The following is an 18,881-nucleotide window of genomic DNA, read 5'->3' as shown; positions in this document are numbered from 1 at the left end:
TCTAGCTTAGAGCTTGATTTCGATGTCAATGCCTGCCGGCATATCGAGCTTAGCAAGAGCGTCGGTCGTCTTTGTCGAAGCATTTGTAATGTCGATTAGACGCTTGTGAGTTCTCTGCTCAAACTGCTCTCTGCTGTCCTTGTACTTGTGGACAGCTCTGATGATTGTCACGACTTCCTTCTCAGTGGGAAGCGGAATAGGGCCTGATACTGTAGCGCCTGTTCTCTCCGCAGTCTCAACAATCTTTGCTGCCGACTTGTCCAATAGAGCATGGTCATAAGCCTTCAGTCTGATTCTGATTTTCTGTAATTCGCTCATTAATAGTTCCTCCTGTTTGTACTGTTTTCGCTATGCTTGTACAGGACTCCGCCCGTTTTTATTCGCTGCGCCTCGCTCCTTACACTCTTTCGTGCGTTTCCTCGAGGTTTACACAAATTAAAAATGGCGAACCCCCTCGCCCTCGTCCCGCGAGGACAATTCTCCGCAGAAATTACCTGATAGCTCAGCAACTTCCTGCTTCATCGCCTTAAACAAGCTTTTAGATTATACATTGGTGAGTTTTGCAATGCAAGGCTTTTTTATACTTTTTTGCGAAACTGAGTGTAGTGTTTTCAAGCGGTTCAAGGACTATCGCTCTAACACTCTTTCGTGCGTTTCTTCACTGTTGAGTTTTCATCAAATTCCGGTTATTTTTTATGTTTTTTGTATAAATCTAACGATTTTCCACCGGTTTCCGTTAATTGCTCGATTCGAGATACCTGAGGCTTTTCGCTGTGTTTAAAAAAAAATGCATAGTTTTGTTTGATATTTCCTCGGCCTTCTCCGGAATTTCAGCGTAATATTTATGGCTTTTTCGAGTTAAATCACTATTTTTAAATCATGTTGCTATTCACAGCAGTGACAACAAAACACCTGTCTTTACAATTATTCGCATATTCGCAGCTTTTACACTATTTCGCAGCTGCAGCTCACAAGGCAGGGCATACACGCTTGTGTATTTTTGTATATCTCCGTATTTATATTTTTGTCGATGACTACCGCAGCTTGGATATGATACAATCCACTTGAAAGATATTGGGTATTCAGTATTTTTGAGAGGAGTATTAACAAAATGAAGAAGCTATACAAATGCAACCGCTGTGGAAACATCGTAGGCAAGGTATACGATGGTGACGGCACACTGGTATGTTGCGGAGAAGAGATGGATGAGTTAGTGCCTAAGACCGCCGAGATGGCAAATGAGAAGCATGTTCCTGTAGTTGAATGCAATGGCAACCTAGTTACTGTTACCGTAGGAAGCACACTTCATCCAATGACGGAAGAGCATCACATTCAGTTTATAATCCTGGAGACAAATCTCGGTTTCCAAAGGAAGAGCCTCAAGTCCGACGGAGCACCTGTTGCTACATTTGCTGTTCAGGATGGTGAAAAGGTCGTTGCGGCATATGAGTACTGCAACCTGCATGGATTCTGGTTTAATGAACTAAATTAGCAACATTTGTCGCGAGTATCGCAAAGCCGCTGCTGTCCTGATGCCGGGTTAATGAATCAATCAGCAACACATCAACACATTAGGACAATATTGACGGTGGAATACTGCAAGACAGCCGGGCAGCGATATCCCCGCAGCCCCTAACTTATAGCGATTGTGTGTAAAATGAGCGGAAGGCCACGCCTTCCGCTCATTTATCCTCACTTCGCAGTGCATATGCACCCGCTTTACAGAGCATAGATTGGCTTAGCCCGGCGGCCAAGTCATCTTTCTGCGGCCCAGAATATGGATATGCAGATGCTGCACAGTCTGCTGACCATCCTCTCCTGTATTGATAACGGTTCTGTAGCCATTATCCAGCCCTTCCCGAACTGCTATCTCCTTGATTTTGAGCATCATGTGTCCCATCAGCCTCATGTCATCGGCCGTTAAATCATTTAGAGATGCTATATGCTTCTTAGGAACCATAAGTACGTGTACAGGTGCCTCCGGAGCAGCATCACGGAAAACCGCGATTAGGTCATCTTCGTAAACCACATCTGTAGGAATTTCTCCATTTGCAAGCTCACAGAAAATGCAATCTTCCATACGACTCCTCCTTTCTAGACCACTTCTGCCAAGCAGCCTTCTTTGTAGATGGCGACCAGTCTAACCTCTGCGAATTCGCCCGCGGCCAGCTTGCGCTCCCCGTCTCTAATATACACCTTTATGTAGTTTGATGTATATCCTGTCGCATAATCTTCTTCAAAAGTTTCAACAAGAACTCTCTGTACTGTTCCGAAATTACGTGACTGATATTCACAAGCTACGCTCTCGGCTTCTTCAATCAGCTTATTGATACGGGCAGTCTTCTCTGTCGGCGTCACCGTTTCCTTATACGCAGCAGCCTCTGTACCCTTTCTAGGTGAGAATTTGAATGCGTGCACCTTGCCGAACTTCGCACGTTTAATCAGATCCAGCGTATCATTAAAATCAGCCTCACTTTCTCCCGGGAATCCAACAATTATATCTGTTGTGATCCCAAACATAGGGTCGAATGAGCGCAGCTCGTCAACAATGTCGAGATATTCTGCTCTTGTGTATCTGCGTTTCATCGCCTTGAGAACTTTGTCACTTCCGCTCTGTATTGATAAATGAAGATGCCTGCAAAGCCTCTTGTATTTAACGATTCGCTCTATATGCTCTTTATCTACGACATTAGGCTCCAGTGAACTCAGTCTTACCCTAAAATCTCCGTCCAGCTCATCAAGCCTCTTCAGCACGGCTTCTATTCCTGTAAGACCTACTTCATCTGCACGTCTATCAAATTTGAAGCCTTCTTCGCATCCATACAGAGCTGTATTGATTCCAGTCAGCACCAGTTCCTTGTAGCCTCTTCCTACGAGTGCCTTTGCTTCTATGATGATCTCTTCAAGGCCTCTGCTTCTAACTGTTCCCCTTGCGTATGGAATCTTGCAGTAAGCACAGAAGCGGTTACAGCCTTCCTCAATCTTGATATAGGCTCTCTGCATCTGCGATTCACTTGATACGACTATGCCATATTCCTCATATCCGACAAGCTCGCCGAACGGTAAAACTTTGCTCTCCTTTACAAATCCCTTACCAGCATCACGCAGTGTTAGTTGATATATTACTTCGTCGCAGATAGTAGATTTAAGATTGTTGCCAATCACCATATCGACATCAGGCATCGCCTTAAGCTCTTCACCGGCAGTCTGTGCGTAACAGCCTGTTACGACCATGAGAGAATCCGGACTAAGCTTCTTCATTCTCCTTATATATTTTCTAGACTTGCTGTCAGCTACACTCGTTACAGTGCATGTGTTGATAATGTAGGCATCTGCAACCTCGTCCTCCCCAACAATCTCCGCTCCGTGAGAGGAGAATTCCTCCTTCATCGCCTCTGTTTCATACTGGTTGACCTTGCATCCAAGCGTATGAAAAGCAATTTTCATGTACTTTAACCGTCCTTTACAAATGATGGGTTAAAGTCTAACACACCTCCTTATAGCGGTCAACGAAGCCAGTGTCAGGAATGCGGTAAGCAGTATTACTATATATGCGAATATTGAGGCTTCATCACCGGTTCTAGGGATTGTAGGTGGAGCTACTATGATTGTCTGGTCGCGGTTATTGACATCCTCGTGAGCAGCTATCAGCTGCCCCTTGTCATCGTACACTCTTTCAAATGCCACAAGCTCTCTGCCCGCTAGCTTGGATGTGTTTAGCTTAAATTCCACCAGAACCGTCGAAGTTCCTTCACTCGTAAATGTCGTACTTCCTGTCACTGCCTTGCCATTCTCTTCATATGGCTTCCCGGTTGATTTGTCAATTAACACCCCTCGCGCTGTATAACTGCTCCCTCTTATCAAGTTCTCGTACTTAATCGAATCTATCAGCGACACAGATTTTGACTTACCTACCAGTTTGACTCCGTCTTTCCCCGTCAGTTGAGTACCCACGCGCGGATAACGCACAGATTGGCTTTCGTCGTTAATATCTGCATGAACAGCCACAGGGACATTCTCATGAAGCAAAGTTTCAAATACCACTGTCGTCTTATCTTGACGCAGCCTTGAATCATACCGGAACTCCAGCTCTATTTCGCCGCTCGGATGCTCTGCCAAAAACTCCTTTTCGGATGTTATTTCATTTCCATCCTTGTTCAGAATAGGCTTCTTGCGATCCTTATCCATAAGTACGCCGGACACTTTGTATCTCTTACCCACAACCAGATTAGAATATTTAACCTTATCAACTACCAGCTCCTCCTTGCTCGGGGAGCCCGTATTATCCCCGGAGTCCGCGGAATGCGCCTCTGTCTTGACTGCGGGATGATGCAGCGTCTGATTACTATCCTGTAAATCACGATGGTTTGCGATTTCCTTGCCTCTGTATTTTAGCGTTTCAAATATTACAATATTCTTGCCGCCCAGCTTGGTCGTATCGAGTTTGAATTCTACTTCAACATGACCTGAAGCGATGCCGTTCTCTATGTTAGAGTTCTGTGCAGTTGCTGTAAATTCTCTGCCGGCAGTGAGCTTCTTACCGTTTTGCTCCAACGGCTTTCCCGTACTCTTATCCATTACGATGCCTTCAACGGTATATGTCTCACCTTCATACAGCCCTGTAAAGCTTACTATGTCGCGAATAGTTGTCTCCGGACCGTACATAGCCACCGAATCCTTAGTTGCCACATCTATAGCCCTGGTGCCAATCTTAGGTATAGCAGGATTGTTAACATGAGACGATGGAACACCTGAGTTGAAATATACAACTGAACCTGTTCCGTCTCCATCAATTTTCTTGGTATAAACGGTCTTGTCAAGCAGATATCCTGCAGGAGCTTTTGTCTCACGAATTGTGACGGTGCCCCTAGGAATTACGGCATCTCCCTGCTCGGTCACGAACAGCTCGTCGCTGCCCTTTACCAGATTCTTAGCTCTAAGCTCAGCGACGTATTTGCCGGAAGCATCCTTGCCCGTTCTTAGCTTCCAAGTGCGAATTGCTTTTACATTGTCCAGCTTGCCAATGGTGTCGTAGTATTTCACCTCAAACTCTGCGCCTGTCATGTCTCCGGGGTTCATATAACTGTCACCACCGGATTTCTTCTCGAGGAAAATCTTGACCGGGGCGAATACCGGTGTGTCATACGACTTGACGATACTGGTCGTATCAGCCTTGCTTTCAACCGAATATACTGTGTGATCCAGTTCGTATCCAACCGGAGCCGTTGTCTCCTTGACGGTATACTTCCCCGGCTTTACATCTATCGACCCTGTCTTGCCATTTTGGTCCGTCGTCAAAGTTCCCACAACGTTGCCGGCTTCATCATATACTGTATAGACTGCTCCTGCGAGTGAATATGCTCCTGCGCATTCGCCGGTAATCCTGACGTTATTGCCAACTGCCTTGATGACCTCAATTTTTCCATAAGGTCTGAGCCCCCATGCGAGCATCATTTGAGCGCCATTAGTCGGGGATGCCAGATACGTTCTAAAGTTATCAGGAATTGTCCCCGAATAGTTCTGAGCGTCACGCATCATCCTGTCGGTCAAAGGCTTGGAGAAGGCTCTCTCGTGAGCGATCCTGCCGTTAGCTCTTCTAGCTGCGCAGACAAGAGCAAAATAATAGTCAAGTTCGTTGTAATTGCTCTTCTGCCAGGTATCGATGCTTGCCAGGTATGCAATCTTGGCAAACAGTGTACCGGCATCCTTCCTCGCCAATGATACCGCCTGTCCCGTCTCGGCTGTCTTCCAGTTCTTGCCATCGGCACAAGCTGCATCATGGATAACACCGCCTATGTTGAGCTTAAATATACTTGCATGATTGTGGTGGTTGTCCTTGTACTGTTTGTGCCATGTCACCGTGCCGCTGGTATATTCATGCTCTGCATTTGCCGGCGCAGCCATCCTTTTTACATTCATAGTAATGCGAGTGCTGATTCTATCATACGAGAATGCTTCGGGAATCGAATCGAGGCTTGCGGTGTTGTGAACTGAACCTCTTCTACCCTTAGTACCGTCAAACTCACCTGTTAGAACAATATTGGATTCAGCCTTTTGTCCTCCTGCGCTATCGCCAACTACGGATCTTCCAGCTGTACCTTGGTCAGCTTCGCTTCTATAAGTCTTAATCACGAAGCTCGCATCTCCGCCGGTAAGACGTATATTTATGCGTCCTTCCTGTTTGTTGCTCCTAAAGCTTGTCGCAGAGCTTCCTGCCATATCAAGATCACCATACACATTAGCGCCCGCGGACTCACCCTCTGCTGTCATATTAAATCCTGTACCAGCTTCATTGCTGTAACTGATCTGAAACTCCTCGCCCGGACGCGCGTTCTTGATGAAGGTTCCGCCGGCGTCCAAATCGGAGCTGATCTTGCTTCCAACCTTTGTTATCGACAACCTTGACCCGGCATTCGTCAATTTGACCTGCAGTCGAGCAGTAGCGTCAGGCGGAATGATATTTACACTTCCGTCCGGAGCCGCTCCGGAATTAAGTGCAAATACTCGCGATGTGCCGAGCAATAGAACCAGACACAGCATGAATGTAATACATCTATATAATCTTCTGATATTCATTGCGCACCTCAAGTCTGAAAACCTAGTTACCTTCACTGTTGACCGGTGCCATATCTTCAAAACGCGCCCCAAGGAGCTTGGATAACTCCCTCGCTTCATCTTCATGTAAAGTAATACCTCTGCTCATATGCTCGTGCTCGGCATCCCAGTCGCGAATATCAAACTTGGGACTTCGGTCATTCCATTGGATAAGGTTGAGTTCCTTGCTCCAATTGTTTTTGTAGGTTGCGAGCACTCCGATGTGATCCAAAATCTTGTACGTTACACTTCTTTCACTATTAGTTGCCATTCTAAAACTCCTTCCATTTATACACGGTGCAGCTGCACCTCACTTATTTGTAGGCAAATTATATGACTCTATCGGTTGCTCAACAATGCAAGAAATGCACCTTTTATGACGATGCGCGCACTATTAGTGAAGAAATTATGATGCAAAAAATTCGCGAAATTACGGTTGAATTTTATTGATTAAATGGTACGGTTTTAAACCGGACTCGCTTTATAAAGAGTGCAGGGTTATGTACAGATAAACCATTTTATTATATCTGTTTGTAGCTGCACTTCTTAAAATTTTCTTACCGAAATATCAGATTCAAATCAAAAAATTAAAAGGGCCTCTGCACAGAGCGAGGTCCTCAGCGCCTTATGGCGATATTTATATTTAACACACTTATTACGTTTTGATAGTAGCATAAGTGTGCTGGAAAAGGTTTGCTCATGTCATGAAACGCACATTTTTTGTTCCGAATGACACATAGGAGTCTTTTTTTTGCGTATTGAGGTGTAGATTTTCTCTACCTGCACACCGGTATATTGTGGCGAGATTTGCACGAAAATCGCGATGGTTTTCGGAAAGTCGGGACGGTGCGAGTGACACAACTTTATTTTCATGGTAAAATTGTGGATTCCTACAGGTAGCTTTCAACCGATTTTTAACAGTGGTAATGTCGCACCTTCCGCAGCCGCGATTGAAGACTTCCTGTCTTACCTGATCTCACGCTCGCGGGCATTGCTTTGCTCTGCGCGTGCTGCTTCGACGTATGAGGCTGCTTCACCCGGAAGGCTTGCACGCTCCTCTCCGGTAAGCTCTCTTATCACCTTTGCAGGACGTCCCACAGCGAGCATCCCATCAGGAATTACCATCCCCTGCGTCACAAGCGATCCAGCTCCGATGATACATTCGCTGCCAATGTGAGCGTCATTCATGATTATTGCTCCCATTCCTATAAGTGTTGAGTTGCCAATTGTGCATCCATGGATAAGCGCCATGTGTCCGACTGTAACGTCATGGCCGATACAGGTCCCGCCGGTATTCGAGACGTGCACAACAGAGCCGTCCTGAATGTTGGTTCTCGCACCGATCGCAATCTCCTTACCGCTAGAGCGAAGAACGGAATTATACCAGATATTTACATTCTCACCGAGTTTTATATCCTCCGGATCACTTAATTGAACGCCATCTGCGATAAACACACTGTCATCATAGAGTCCCAGTTTTTTTATTTCCTTATTATCCATATTACATAGCCCTCTTTCCAATCATCTAAGATTATCGCCCGTCACCGAAGCTGCTCTCGAGTTCCCAGCTCCTCTCAAGCATCTCGAGACTTTCCTTACGCTCGTCAGTCCTAAATTTGAACAGAAAGCTCATAGTATATGAAACTTTCTGCCAAACTTCCCATAATAAATATGTTAGCTACTTTGCCGCTTTAAGAGGTCCTGTTCTGCTTTCTTATCCATTTTGAACTGCTTTCGGAACTCTTCTACGGAGCTAGGGAGTTTCTTTATGTCGGATTTATTGTAGAGCATGGAATAAGGCGTATCTCTTCTATACGATGATCTGCTATCATTTGGCACCCCCAATATATAATGTCCTTTCTTGGTTTTAAATATGATTCTTCCTTTTATACTCTTATCATTTTTATAATTTCTGCAGCCATAACTGTTAATTATAATTTTTTTACATTAGCAGTATCTTTAAATCCTACCATCCCACTTTCTGTTGGTTTAATAAGATAATTATTGTTCTTTACCTCATATTTGCCAAAGTATATCCATATACGAGGATGGCTACCATCACCGTCTTCATTATAATTCTCTTCACGACGTCTGCTATCATCGTACATTAATACATATGTATTGTCATCTTTAAACTCAAGGTAATATCTTGGATCATCTTTGTCAGGATATTCTAGATACACACCACTCATATATACAGTGTTTTTCTTTATTTCAGTAGTTCTTTTTGGTAACATAACGTCCACCATAGTGGTAATTATAAAAATCAGGATTATACAAACGACAATTGCTTTTTTATGTTCTGTTAGTCTTACCATGACTACACCTCGCTTCAAAGTTAATTACACGTTTCTCCCAATCTATATTATAATATTGTTTACTAACCTCTTTTGAGACCTCAAACTTCGTTTCTTTACCATCACTATCTTTTATTCTATTTCCATTTTTATCATGCTGATAACGAGATTCCTCTCTAAACTGAGGTTCAAAGCTAGGGGTTGACGATTCAACATCAAGAATCTTATGAACATCATCATTATGACGTGCATAATTGAAACTTGAGCAGTTGACCTTGCCATCCTGTGTAGCATCTTCGTCCAAAAGAGTGAGAAATTTCCCATCGCCATTAATGATAAACTCAGAACGAAATCTATCATTTGTTACAACTTTGAGGTTTATTCCTCCATTTGTGGTGCTGTGACCCTCTGGATAAATAAATTTTCCTTTTTCAGAATCGTAGTACGCTTTTTGATGCAGTCTTGCAGATTCTTCTGCTGTCCAGTTCCAGATTTTTTCTTTTACTATTATAGTTGATCAGCTTTTCTTCATCTGTTCGGCCCTTGTAGTTATCCACTATATACTTTGCTTGCTGATAAGATATTATGTACCTGAACAGATGAATCTGCTTGCCTAAGTTGCCTTTCATCCCGCTCGGATAAAAGGCAGTTTCTACAGTCCCTGCCAGGCTGCGCCAGAATTTATCATCAGAACTCATGGCTTTGGATATCTTTCCTGCCACTGCCCTAAGCTGATTTATCTATGATTTTACCACATACTTCTATTTATTGATATTAACAAAGGATCTTACACATTCTTTAATAAAGAAACGAATTGTGAATTGTATAAATTGATTTAGACACAAAGATATGCTAGAATGCGTGCGTAGATGTATAGGAAATTTATTTTATTATGAGGAAAACTAGAGTGAATACTTCGATTTCCACAAAAGAGTATATAGAGAATGAAATTCTTACCAGAATAAGAAATTGCGTATATGATGAGAATACTATAATTTCAGAATCGAAAATATGTGAAGAACTCAATGTAAGCAGAACACCTGTAAGAGAAGCATTAATTCATCTTTCGGCAAGTCACCTGCTCGACAAGGTCCCTCAAAAAGGGTATAAAGTTAGGGAGTTTGATATAAAAACTAAACTGGACACATACTATGTAATTGCAATACTTGATGCAAATGCAGCTATGCTTTCTCTGGATAATTTAAAAGAAGAGGATTATCTTCTTATGAACGAATATATTGATCTGATGGATATTGACATAAAATATAGAAAATTCGAAAGCTACAACTCTCATCAAGAGGCTTTCCACAATGTCTATGTAAACAAATGCGATAATTATGCACTGATCAAAATATTAGAATATGTTAAATCAAGTATTCCAACTTATCTTTATCATTCAACCGAGGGTGATAAACTGTTTTCGGTATTGAGAGAATTAAACGCACAGCATAGAGAGATATTAAGTCTGATCAAACAAAAGAAAACGATGGAATTAAGAAATTTTCTGGTGAAAAATCATTGGGATGCAGCACATACCGACATGATTTAGCGGGTGCTACGCAAATCGCAAAAGGGTGTCTAAAAACCAATTTCAAGACACCCTTTGATATCAATTAGCATTCTTTCGCTTTTCTTTTGGTATTTCTGAATATCAATGCGGAAGCAACTAATCCTACAATACAACATATCGCTAAGAATATAAATATTTTATTATATCCCAGCGTCAAGCTCCCCGCTTTCTCAGCATTGTCAATCCATCTTCCGAATAAAGCCGGCGCAAAGAAGTCCGATGAGTAACCTACGATTGATACAATTCCCACTGCCGTTCCCATTAATGCAACCGGTATTTTTGCTTCGCTGGCAACTGAAAATATTATGCCATATAACGCCAATCCGAACAGTCCCGGAAGCAAAGAATATAAGCCTATGAAACCTGAACTTACAGAAGATGGAATCAAAATAATTCCTATATATAGCAAGGTTAATATCACGTACAACAACATAAACCATTTGCTTGTAGATTTGAAGACTTTATCCGCTATAATGCCGCTAATAGGTGAAAAAATATAGAAAATATATGAACGAACAATGGATAAATAACCGGACTGCGTAGGTGAAAGTCCAACTACATCAGTTAAATACGGGGTCAAATAACTTGCAGATGAAAACAGCGCATACCCGGTAAATACGATGGCTGAAAACAACCATAACGCCGGATTTCTCAATAAGGCTCCAACCTGATTGAATCTGAATTTTTCATCTTCCGCTTCTTCGCTCCCTCTCGTATCCTTTACGAAAAAGAATATCAAGATAAATGCAACCAATGTGGAAGCTCCATACACATATACTCCCACTTTAAAATTACTTACAGCACTTGCTCCTTCCGATGTGAACTTTAGAGCAATCGTGTTAATCAGTGCGCCCGAAAGTCCGTTACCCATATAATACAGTCCGAACAGAAAGCCCTGCTCACTTTCACTGCCTAACATGCGTATCGTTTTCATCAAAGCGCACCAAAAAAGAAAGGTAGTAGTAAATGCGAATAACAACCAAATGACCAAAGCCAACGAATAAGAATTAACCCTCATGGCAAACATAAATGTCAGTACTGTTGTCGACATAAGCGAGAACAACAAACATTTCTTTGTAGAAAACTTGTCCGATACAATTCCACCGGGTATGTAAAGAAGGGTATTACCTATAGCGTACATCGTGCTCAGAATCCCTAATTGTTGATTCGTAATCATCATGGCATCGGCTTGCCATGTATAAAAAACATACCTTATAAATGGAATTAAATAAATACTTCCTCCCGCAAATCCCAGTGCCATTATACTCAAATATTTTTGTGCTCTACTATTATTCGTGTTCATAGCATCATACATAGCTACCGCTATGTCCTCCTTCTGCGACTTATATCTTTTATCTTTCAGCGAATTCCTCTACACACAACCAATGCATCTGCAATAGTTATGCCATCTTCTCTTACAAACACAGGATTAATATCAAGCTCTAACAAACTCTCTCTCTCTCTGAAGGCAAGATCTGCAATCTTAATTAAAACGTCGATCATATCGTCGATGTTGCATTTAGGAGCCCCTCTATATCCATCAAGTAATTTAAAAGACTTAAGTTTATATAGCATGTTTTCTGCCTCTTTTCTTGAAAGAGGAGCGATAGACAGAGAAACATCCTTAAACAGCTCGACAAATATGCCGCCGAGCCCACACAGAATTGTCGGTCCAAAGCTCTTATCGTTATTGACTCCTATGATCATTTCAACCCCCGGTTCTGCCATCAGGACGACTTGAACACCGTTGATCACAGCTTCCGGGCATTCCCGCTCAGCTCTGTCAAGAACAGTTCTATACGCATGCCTGACGGCTTCTCCAGTATCAAGATTCAAAATTACACCACCTATATCCGATTTATGCAAAATATCCCTGCTGTCAATTTTAACTGCAACTTTAGCTGACGGATTATTGGTCATTCGCCTTATCCTGTCAAAGATTTCAACAGATTCATCTTCACTTTTTGCTAAATCGTATAGATCAAGCTTGATTCCCCTTGCTTCAAGATATTTTTTGCTCTCGTACTCGGACAATGCAATCCTTTCCTCCGATGCCGTCCATTCTTTTTTTAAACCGTCGTCAGGGATGAATTCATAATCCTGAGGATGCCTGAGCGATAGTCTCAAAATATTTGATATTATCTTAAATGCGTACTGGGCAGGCGGTAGAACCGGAACGTGGATCCCCTTCAGCTTATTTACATACTCGATATTCCTCGACATTTCAACAAAAGGAACCATGACCATCGGCTTCGTCCACGTATTCCCTGATACTATTTTCATCGACTCGTACATATAGTAAATAGCGTTATCTGCAATCTTATCAAGGAGCGTATAACCAATCGCCACCATCGCAACCTCTGGATCTTTCATCAAAATTTCCAGTGCTTTGGAAAACTTTCCAATGTCATATGACAGAGTTGCAGTTATATCGAGGGGATTGTTGGGATCTGCATAAGGCGGAATAATCTCCTTTATATCGTCCATTGTCTTCTGTGATAAATCCGCATATTCTACACCGTAAATTTCTCCTAAGTCGGCACATATCCCGGTCTCTCCGCCGGAAAGACTGATGGAAGCCAGCTTATGTCCCTTCGGCATATCCTTTAAACACGCAATGGCCTGAGATGTAGAGGTTAATTCTTCTAAATCATCAACTCTGATTACCCCGTACTTTTCAAAAAGCGCATCAAATACATTATCGCTTCCCGACAGACTTCCGGTATGCGATGCCGCGATTTCCTGAGCTTTTCTCGATTTCCCTGTTTTTAATATGACCACAGGTTTATTTTTTACTCTTGCCTTTTTTAAAGCCTTCACAAATGTATAAGGATTCTTAACACCCTCCAAATACATAGCTATAACTCTTGTTTCCTCATCATCCACCAGGAAGTCAAGATAATCGTCCATAGTAACGAGTTTACTGTTACCGGCCGAAATAACATAAGAAAAACCGGTTCCAGGCCTGTCCATCATGCTCAATACTAATTGTCCGCTTTGAGAAATAAAACCAACGTGCCCACGTCTATCTCTTTTGTTTGAAATAAAGGCAAAGGAACTCACCTCGTCAATATAGTTTATAAAGCCAGCACAATTTGGTCCCATAAGAGAAACGTCCAGTTCATCGCATAGCTTCTTGAGGCTGTCCTCCGCCCTTTTGCCTTCAGCCGTTCCTACTTCGCTGTAGCCGCTTGCGTATACTACAGCGCCTCCCGCACCTTTTTTTGCACAGCTTTTAATAATGTCTTCCACTGTTCTCATCGGTGTGCAAATGACAGCCAAATCTATATTATTTGGAATCTCTTCCACGGAATGGTAGCACTTTATACCGAGAACATGATCTCTGTTTGGATTAACAAAGTAATACCTGTCTTTATCCATAATGTCTATTATATTTCGACAGGTATCACCTCCGAAGCCCTCTTGTTCACTTGCACCTATCACGGCTACTCTCTTAGGCCTTAACAATTTGTCGATACTCATATCACACCCCTTGTCTACCGCATTTAACGCTTTTAAACCCTAAATATCAGGCGTGTCAAAAGTATCAGGTCTGAAAAGTTCACGAGCAACCTCTCTGGCAGTCTTCCCTTCGGCCTTCGCTTTTTCATATACAATTCTGATATCTTTTCTTACCAAATCTTCTGTGTCTTTCACGATCAGCTCCGGTTTGCATTCCACAAGCCCGAATACAGAAACCTCATAAATTCTTATTCCCCCCAGATTAACTATGAAATCAACCGCGATATTTACACCTCGCGACTCCAGAATTTTTTCCGCTTCTTCAGTCACCGGAATATTCGCAGCTTCAACAATAAGCTGTGCCTTTACTTGATCTACATTGTCTTCATTGATCACATCCTCTAATGCGGCAGGCACTAAAATATCGCATTCAACATCAAGCCACTCTGAGTTTTTTCTCCAAATATAGTTATCTTCAAAATCGTTCTTATTCAGTTCTCCCTTTGGCATCCTGCCAGCTATCAGTTTTTTGACATCAAGTCCGCTTTGGCATTCAACCAATCCATTGGCATCCGCAATTCCCACTATTTTGTACCCCATCTTATCGAGAGAATTGCACATTGATGCTCCAACGCAACCAAAGCCCTGAACAACAACGCTTCCCGGCTTGTCGTTACCCATAGCCTTCCAAGCTTCATCAAGTCCTGCTGCGCAGCCGTATCCGGTTATCATATCGTACATCAGAAAACCGTCATATTTCTGACCGCACAGATAGTCATGATCCTTAATTCCCTGTTGGATTTTGGGATTATTTCTCATCTCATGTGTAGCCGGAAGTCCGATGCCCATATCATCAAAGATCTCCAGAACATCCGCATAATCAACACCCAAATCGCCACCCAACGATACTCCTGCTTTAATATAAGGAGCCATCGCTTGGATATATCTTCTGAGTACATCCTTTGCATCAGGCTTTTTGTAATCATATACAATGCCTCCTTTGCAACCGCCTGTTGTCAAAGATTCGCATGCTTTATACTTATAGCCCATTGTAGTAGCAAGTCTCTCAACTTCTTCTTTTGTCACGGTAGGATGCATTCTCGTACCACCGCCACAATAATGGTTAACAAAATTAAAAGCACACAACCATCCTTTAGCATCAGATTCGGTATCATTCCATTCAACAGTCACATAAGGTTTTAATTCTTTCATGGTTGCTCCTCCTGTCCAAACAATTAACGCTTTAATGGTTGCTTTTATTGTATACTTGCATTAAACTATAGTCAACATAAATTAAAATCTTTGATTTTAATTTTATAGCCGCTATTATTCATGATATTTCGACTTGTATCCCTTTGTTTTTAACATGTTTGCTAAAAACACCTAATATATGTATACATATATTAATTATATTTGGTTGCAAGACAGAGAAAGGAGATTTAAATGATTGAACAAAAAGTATACTATGATTCATCTCGTTGTAAAGGTTGTTTGTATTGTCTCCATAATTGTCCTACAAAAGCGATTTCCTTATCGGGACAAACAAACGAAAACGGTTACGAGATGATATCAATCAATCAAGAGAAATGTGTAAGCTGCGGCACATGTTACGTCGTTTGCCCTGATTACGCACTAACCGTTATTAAAAAAGCAATATGATATGTGGAGGGTGAATTATTTATGAGCAATACAGGCAACTCTGTTATTATGAAAGGAAACGAAGCTCTCGCTGAAGCTGCGATACGCTCCGGTTGCAGGTTCTACAGCGGATATCCTATAACACCTCAAACGGAGATACTGGAATACATGTCCTGGCGTATGTTGGAGGTTGAAGGTGAGTTTATACAGACAGAAGATGAATTATCCGGAATCAATATGATATATGGAGCGAGTGCGACAGGGGCTCGTGTTTTGACAACCTCTGCAGGTCCCGGTTTTTCGTTGCTCCAGGAAGGAATATCTTATCTGGTTGCTGCAGATCTTCCGGCAGTTATCGTAGATGTTGCCAGACTGGGTAGCGGACTCGGAGATATTTTTCAAAGCCAAAGCGACTACGAATTAGCAACAAAAGGGAATGGTCACGGTGACACAATAGTGATCACTCTTACACCTGCATCTGTTCAGGAGACAGTAGATTTCGTCCTGCTTGCATATGATCTCGCAGAAAAATATCGACATCCTGTATTAATTCTATCAGATGCTGCAATAGGTCAAATGATGGAGGGTGTGGTTCTCCCTGAAATGAGAGAACATGATATTGACAAATTTGATTGGACTGTAAAAGGCTGCAGTAATAATACAGTCGGAAAAAAGATCACTAACGTATCATATTTCTGCGAAGGAGCTTATTATGGCTACGAAAAAATCTATGCAGATAAAATCAAATTGATTTCTGAAAATGAGCAACGTTGGGAATCAGTTCAGGTTGAAGATGCCGATATCGTAGCCGTTGCGTACGGAATCAGTTCAAGGATTTGTAAAGAGGCTGTACAATCCGCACGTAAAGACGGCGTTAAGCTTGGTTTAATTAGATTAAAAACAGCCACACCGTTTCCTGCCAAAGCCTTTGAGCATCTATCCGATCACTGCAAGGGAATATTACTTGTGGAAATGAGTATATCAGCACAGTTAAAATCCGATGTAGTAGTGGCAACAAAAGGGAGACTGCCGATATACGCATATTTAAGCTCCGTTGATGTACCTGAAAGCAGCGTCACAGAGGATATTGCAAAGAAGATTTTAAACGATGATGCAGAGGAGGTGTTAGTTTATGAACCTTAAGGCACCTGACTTAATTATGCAGGGAAATACGTCATTTTGCCCGGGTTGCGGTCATGGCATTATTGGACGTCTGCTATTTGAAAACATTGTAGAGATGGGCTATGAAGAAAATTCAGTTACCGTTGTAGACGTAGCTTGTTGCTCGCTTTTAATGTACTCCACAAATGCGGATTTCGTAGGAGCCGCTCATGGAAGAGTTCTTCCTACAGCTTCCGGGGTTAAGCGTGCCAGAAAATCAAACCTGGTTACAGCATATCACGGCGATGGTGCAGCATATTCAATAGGTATGTCTCACACAGTGTGGAGTGCGATAAGGAATGAAAACATAACGGTAATTGTGGTGAACAACCAGGTGTTCGGAATGACTGGAGGACAAATGGCACCTACTACTCTTGAAGGGCAAAAAACAACATCTTCTCCATCAGGCAGGGATATCAAAAGAAGCGGTCCTCCATTTGATATTACCGAGGCTCTTAAGCCCTATAAAATAGCATATCTTGCAAGAGGAAGTGTTGATACCCCTTCAGATATACGAAAAACCAAAGCCTATATTGCCAAGGGGATTAAAAATCAGATGGATAACAAAGGCTTTTCATTAATCGAAATCCTATCTCCATGTCCTACAAACTGGAATGTTACTCCTATAGATGCAATTCATCATATGAAGAATGTTGTTAAAGGGGTTTATCCGTTGGGAGAGTTTATAAAGGATGGTGAAAAAGTATGAATATTGAGATAATTTGCTCCGGCTTCGGTGGTCAGGGCGTGTTAACTACAGGTATGCTGATGGCATATGCTTTTCACCGTAGCGGTAAAAATATCACTTGGTACCCGTCTTACGGTTCGGAGATGCGAGGGGGAACAGCCAACTGCATGGTTAAAGCGAGCGACAGTGAAATTGCGAGCCCATATGTAAAAAACATAGACATACTTGTTACTTTGAATGAACCTGCAATTACAAAGTTTGAAGGTCAAATCAAATGCGGCGGTCATCTTTTTGTTAATGCCTCGCTTGTTCCTGATGACAGGGAATATAGAGAGGATATTAACGTAACAAAGGTTGATACCGAAGCTCTTGCTGCGGAAGTTAATAATCCGAAGGGCGCTAACATAGCAATGATCGGCGCTATGTTGAAAAAGACTCATATTTTATCTTTTGATGCATATAACGATGCTATGACTAAATATTTTAGCGATAAAGGGAAGTCCGCTTTTACCGCTAAAAATACTGCAGCATTAAAAGCGGGGTATGATTTTGTCTAAAGCTGACGCTCCCATATTAACCGATATATCCGATACCGAATGCAGGGGGCACCTCTCCACTGCAAGAATATTCTGACAAAAAGTACGGCTGTCACACATTTTGTGCGACAGCCGTACTTTTTACTCTTTACTCTTTTGGCGGTCTTTCCCCTATATCGGGATTACTCGATGATCTCCGTTACTACGCCGGAGCCTACTGTTCTTCCGCCTTCTCTGATAGCGAAACGCAGTCCCTCTTCGATAGCGATTGGTGTAATTAGAGAAATCTCCATTACTACGTTATCTCCCGGCATGCACATCTCTGTTCCTTCAGGCAGCTGCAGATCTCCTGTTACGTCTGTTGTTCTCAGGTAGAACTGTGGTCTGTATCCGTTGAAGAATGGTGTGTGTCTTCCACCCTCTTCCTTCTTGAGTACGTATACCTGTCCCTTGAACTTTGTGTGCGGGTGAATTGTTCCCGGCTTCGAGAGTACCTGTCCTCTTTCGATTTCGTCTCTCTGTACACCTCTCAGCAGTGCTCCGATGTTGTCTCCCGTCTCAGCCTGATCAAGAGTCTTCTTGAACATCTCTACTCCGGTTACTACTACCTTTCTCTTCTCTTCTGTCAGTCCTACGAGCTCTACCTCGTCCCCAACCTTGAGCATTCCTCTCTCTACTCTTCCTGTTGCTACCGTTCCACGTCCCGTGATCGAGAATACGTCCTCGATCGGCATCAGGAATGCCTGGTCGTTTGCTCTCTGTGGCTCAGGAATGTATGTATCTACTGCCTCCATAAGCTCGAGAATCTTATCTCCCCACTCGCCTTCCGGATCCTCCAGTGCCTTGAGTGCCGATCCTCTCACGATCGGTGTGTCATCTCCGGGGAACTCATACTCGTCAAGAAGCTCTCTTACCTCCATCTCTACGAGATCCAG

General features: G+C 42.5%; 17 protein-coding genes and 1 pseudogene. 6 read left to right on the top strand and 12 right to left on the bottom strand.

Going from position 1 to position 18,881, the window contains the following annotated elements; translation table 11 throughout:
- Positions 1-6: 6 nt before the first annotated feature.
- Entirely contained in the window at positions 7-318 is a 312-nt protein-coding gene (gene rpsJ / locus HMPREF1152_RS06545) for a 30S ribosomal protein S10 (protein WP_009644436.1), read from the bottom strand.
- Between the two features lie 793 nt (positions 319-1,111).
- Here rpsJ and HMPREF1152_RS06540 point away from each other — a divergent pair.
- Positions 1,112-1,492, top strand: a complete 381-nt coding sequence (locus tag HMPREF1152_RS06540) for a desulfoferrodoxin family protein (protein ID WP_009644438.1) — start codon at positions 1,112-1,114, stop codon at positions 1,490-1,492.
- 246 nt (positions 1,493-1,738) lie between these two features.
- On the opposite strand, the gene HMPREF1152_RS06535 is transcribed toward HMPREF1152_RS06540, so the two are convergent.
- The 7 genes and pseudogenes from HMPREF1152_RS06535 to HMPREF1152_RS09355 all read right to left on the bottom strand — a co-directional run bounded on the left by HMPREF1152_RS06535 (position 1,739) and on the right by HMPREF1152_RS09355 (position 9,589).
- Positions 1,739-2,080 carry a histidine triad nucleotide-binding protein gene (locus HMPREF1152_RS06535; RefSeq protein WP_009644430.1) on the bottom strand — a complete coding sequence of 114 codons (342 nt, stop codon included), beginning with the start codon at positions 2,078-2,080 and terminating at the stop codon, positions 1,739-1,741.
- A 14-nt stretch (positions 2,081-2,094) separates the two neighbouring features.
- Positions 2,095-3,447, bottom strand: a complete 1,353-nt coding sequence (gene mtaB, locus HMPREF1152_RS06530; protein WP_009644407.1) for a tRNA (N(6)-L-threonylcarbamoyladenosine(37)-C(2))-methylthiotransferase MtaB — start codon at positions 3,445-3,447, stop codon at positions 2,095-2,097.
- A gap of 30 nt (positions 3,448-3,477) precedes the next feature.
- On the bottom strand, positions 3,478-6,576 hold the full coding sequence (locus HMPREF1152_RS06525; protein WP_009644421.1) for a VaFE repeat-containing surface-anchored protein: 3,099 nt from the start codon (positions 6,574-6,576) through the stop codon (positions 3,478-3,480).
- A gap of 22 nt (positions 6,577-6,598) precedes the next feature.
- Positions 6,599-6,865 (bottom strand): YdbC family protein, encoded by a 267-nt coding sequence (locus tag HMPREF1152_RS06520; RefSeq protein WP_009644446.1) that lies wholly within the window; start codon positions 6,863-6,865, stop codon positions 6,599-6,601.
- Positions 6,866-7,560: 695 nt separating this feature from the next.
- The gene (locus tag HMPREF1152_RS06515; RefSeq protein ID WP_009644435.1) at positions 7,561-8,094 is read right to left on the bottom strand and encodes a gamma carbonic anhydrase family protein; all 534 of its coding nucleotides are present in this window, start codon (positions 8,092-8,094) and stop codon (positions 7,561-7,563) included.
- Positions 8,095-8,525: 431 nt separating this feature from the next.
- A complete protein-coding gene (locus tag HMPREF1152_RS06510) occupies positions 8,526-8,912 on the bottom strand; it encodes a hypothetical protein (RefSeq protein WP_036381324.1) in 387 nt (128 codons plus the stop codon).
- Positions 8,890-9,589 (bottom strand): annotated as a pseudogene (locus HMPREF1152_RS09355) (DUF3114 domain-containing protein). The gene HMPREF1152_RS06510 and the pseudogene HMPREF1152_RS09355 overlap by 23 nt, the downstream one beginning before the upstream one ends.
- 209 nt (positions 9,590-9,798) lie before the next feature.
- Here HMPREF1152_RS09355 and HMPREF1152_RS06495 point away from each other — a divergent pair.
- Positions 9,799-10,440 carry a GntR family transcriptional regulator gene (locus HMPREF1152_RS06495; protein ID WP_009644386.1) on the top strand — a complete coding sequence of 214 codons (642 nt, stop codon included), beginning with the start codon at positions 9,799-9,801 and terminating at the stop codon, positions 10,438-10,440.
- Between the two features lie 64 nt (positions 10,441-10,504).
- Here HMPREF1152_RS06495 and HMPREF1152_RS06490 read toward each other — a convergent pair whose 3' ends face one another.
- Genes HMPREF1152_RS06490 through HMPREF1152_RS06480 form a run of 3 tightly spaced genes read right to left on the bottom strand, consistent with a single transcriptional unit; the run spans position 10,505 to position 15,135 of the window.
- Positions 10,505-11,776 carry an MFS transporter gene (locus HMPREF1152_RS06490; protein WP_009644431.1) on the bottom strand — a complete coding sequence of 424 codons (1,272 nt, stop codon included), beginning with the start codon at positions 11,774-11,776 and terminating at the stop codon, positions 10,505-10,507.
- A 44-nt stretch (positions 11,777-11,820) separates the two neighbouring features.
- On the bottom strand, positions 11,821-13,944 hold the full coding sequence (locus HMPREF1152_RS06485) for an acetate--CoA ligase family protein (RefSeq protein ID WP_009644445.1): 2,124 nt from the start codon (positions 13,942-13,944) through the stop codon (positions 11,821-11,823).
- A 39-nt stretch (positions 13,945-13,983) separates the two neighbouring features.
- A complete protein-coding gene (locus HMPREF1152_RS06480; RefSeq protein WP_009644392.1) occupies positions 13,984-15,135 on the bottom strand; it encodes a Glu/Leu/Phe/Val dehydrogenase dimerization domain-containing protein in 1,152 nt (383 codons plus the stop codon).
- A gap of 231 nt (positions 15,136-15,366) precedes the next feature.
- Here HMPREF1152_RS06480 and HMPREF1152_RS10010 point away from each other — a divergent pair, with 231 nt between their 5' ends.
- From HMPREF1152_RS10010 to HMPREF1152_RS06465, 4 genes are read left to right on the top strand one after another with little or no spacing between them, the layout of a single operon-like run.
- Positions 15,367-15,582, top strand: coding sequence for a 4Fe-4S binding protein (locus HMPREF1152_RS10010; protein WP_083844344.1), 216 nt, complete (start codon positions 15,367-15,369; stop codon positions 15,580-15,582).
- A gap of 48 nt (positions 15,583-15,630) precedes the next feature.
- Positions 15,631-16,704 (top strand): 3-methyl-2-oxobutanoate dehydrogenase subunit beta, encoded by a 1,074-nt coding sequence (locus tag HMPREF1152_RS06475; protein ID WP_156791980.1) that lies wholly within the window; start codon positions 15,631-15,633, stop codon positions 16,702-16,704.
- Positions 16,694-17,431, top strand: coding sequence for a thiamine pyrophosphate-dependent enzyme (locus HMPREF1152_RS06470; protein WP_009644387.1), 738 nt, complete (start codon positions 16,694-16,696; stop codon positions 17,429-17,431). The genes HMPREF1152_RS06475 and HMPREF1152_RS06470 overlap by 11 nt, the downstream gene beginning before the upstream one ends.
- A complete protein-coding gene (locus HMPREF1152_RS06465; RefSeq protein WP_009644396.1) occupies positions 17,428-17,967 on the top strand; it encodes a 2-oxoacid:acceptor oxidoreductase family protein in 540 nt (179 codons plus the stop codon). Before HMPREF1152_RS06470 ends, HMPREF1152_RS06465 begins: the two co-directional genes overlap by 4 nt.
- Before the next feature lie 161 nt (positions 17,968-18,128).
- On the opposite strand, the gene HMPREF1152_RS06460 is transcribed toward HMPREF1152_RS06465, so the two are convergent.
- A partial coding sequence (locus HMPREF1152_RS06460) for an EF-Tu/IF-2/RF-3 family GTPase (RefSeq protein WP_039883761.1) occupies positions 18,129-18,881 on the bottom strand: 753 nt, incomplete at its 5' end.

The organism is Mogibacterium sp. CM50 (assembly GCF_000293155.1).
Taxonomy (GTDB): Bacteria; Bacillota; Clostridia; order Peptostreptococcales; family Anaerovoracaceae; genus Mogibacterium; species Mogibacterium timidum.
This window is presented reverse-complemented; position numbering and strand designations above follow the sequence as displayed.

What these genes read in the sequence shown, in the direction of transcription:
- HMPREF1152_RS06535 (WP_009644430.1), bottom strand. Translation starts at nt 2,080, where the DNA reads ATGGAAGATTGCATTTTCTGTGAGCTTGCAAATGGAGAAATTCCTACA.
- HMPREF1152_RS06540 (WP_009644438.1), top strand. Translation starts at nt 1,112, where the DNA reads ATGAAGAAGCTATACAAATGCAACCGCTGTGGAAACATCGTAGGCAAG.
- HMPREF1152_RS06470 (WP_009644387.1), top strand. Translation starts at nt 16,694, where the DNA reads ATGAACCTTAAGGCACCTGACTTAATTATGCAGGGAAATACGTCATTT.
- mtaB (WP_009644407.1), bottom strand. Translation starts at nt 3,447, where the DNA reads ATGAAAATTGCTTTTCATACGCTTGGATGCAAGGTCAACCAGTATGAA.
- HMPREF1152_RS06510 (WP_036381324.1), bottom strand. Translation starts at nt 8,912, where the DNA reads ATGGTAAGACTAACAGAACATAAAAAAGCAATTGTCGTTTGTATAATC.
- HMPREF1152_RS06485 (WP_009644445.1), bottom strand. Translation starts at nt 13,944, where the DNA reads ATGAGTATCGACAAATTGTTAAGGCCTAAGAGAGTAGCCGTGATAGGT.
- HMPREF1152_RS06490 (WP_009644431.1), bottom strand. Translation starts at nt 11,776, where the DNA reads ATGTATGATGCTATGAACACGAATAATAGTAGAGCACAAAAATATTTG.
- HMPREF1152_RS06525 (WP_009644421.1), bottom strand. Translation starts at nt 6,576, where the DNA reads ATGAATATCAGAAGATTATATAGATGTATTACATTCATGCTGTGTCTG.
- HMPREF1152_RS06475 (WP_156791980.1), top strand. Translation starts at nt 15,631, where the DNA reads ATGAAAGGAAACGAAGCTCTCGCTGAAGCTGCGATACGCTCCGGTTGC.
- rpsJ (WP_009644436.1), bottom strand. Translation starts at nt 318, where the DNA reads ATGAGCGAATTACAGAAAATCAGAATCAGACTGAAGGCTTATGACCAT.
- HMPREF1152_RS06465 (WP_009644396.1), top strand. Translation starts at nt 17,428, where the DNA reads ATGAATATTGAGATAATTTGCTCCGGCTTCGGTGGTCAGGGCGTGTTA.
- HMPREF1152_RS06520 (WP_009644446.1), bottom strand. Translation starts at nt 6,865, where the DNA reads ATGGCAACTAATAGTGAAAGAAGTGTAACGTACAAGATTTTGGATCAC.
- HMPREF1152_RS06480 (WP_009644392.1), bottom strand. Translation starts at nt 15,135, where the DNA reads ATGAAAGAATTAAAACCTTATGTGACTGTTGAATGGAATGATACCGAA.
- HMPREF1152_RS10010 (WP_083844344.1), top strand. Translation starts at nt 15,367, where the DNA reads ATGATTGAACAAAAAGTATACTATGATTCATCTCGTTGTAAAGGTTGT.
- HMPREF1152_RS06515 (WP_009644435.1), bottom strand. Translation starts at nt 8,094, where the DNA reads ATGGATAATAAGGAAATAAAAAAACTGGGACTCTATGATGACAGTGTG.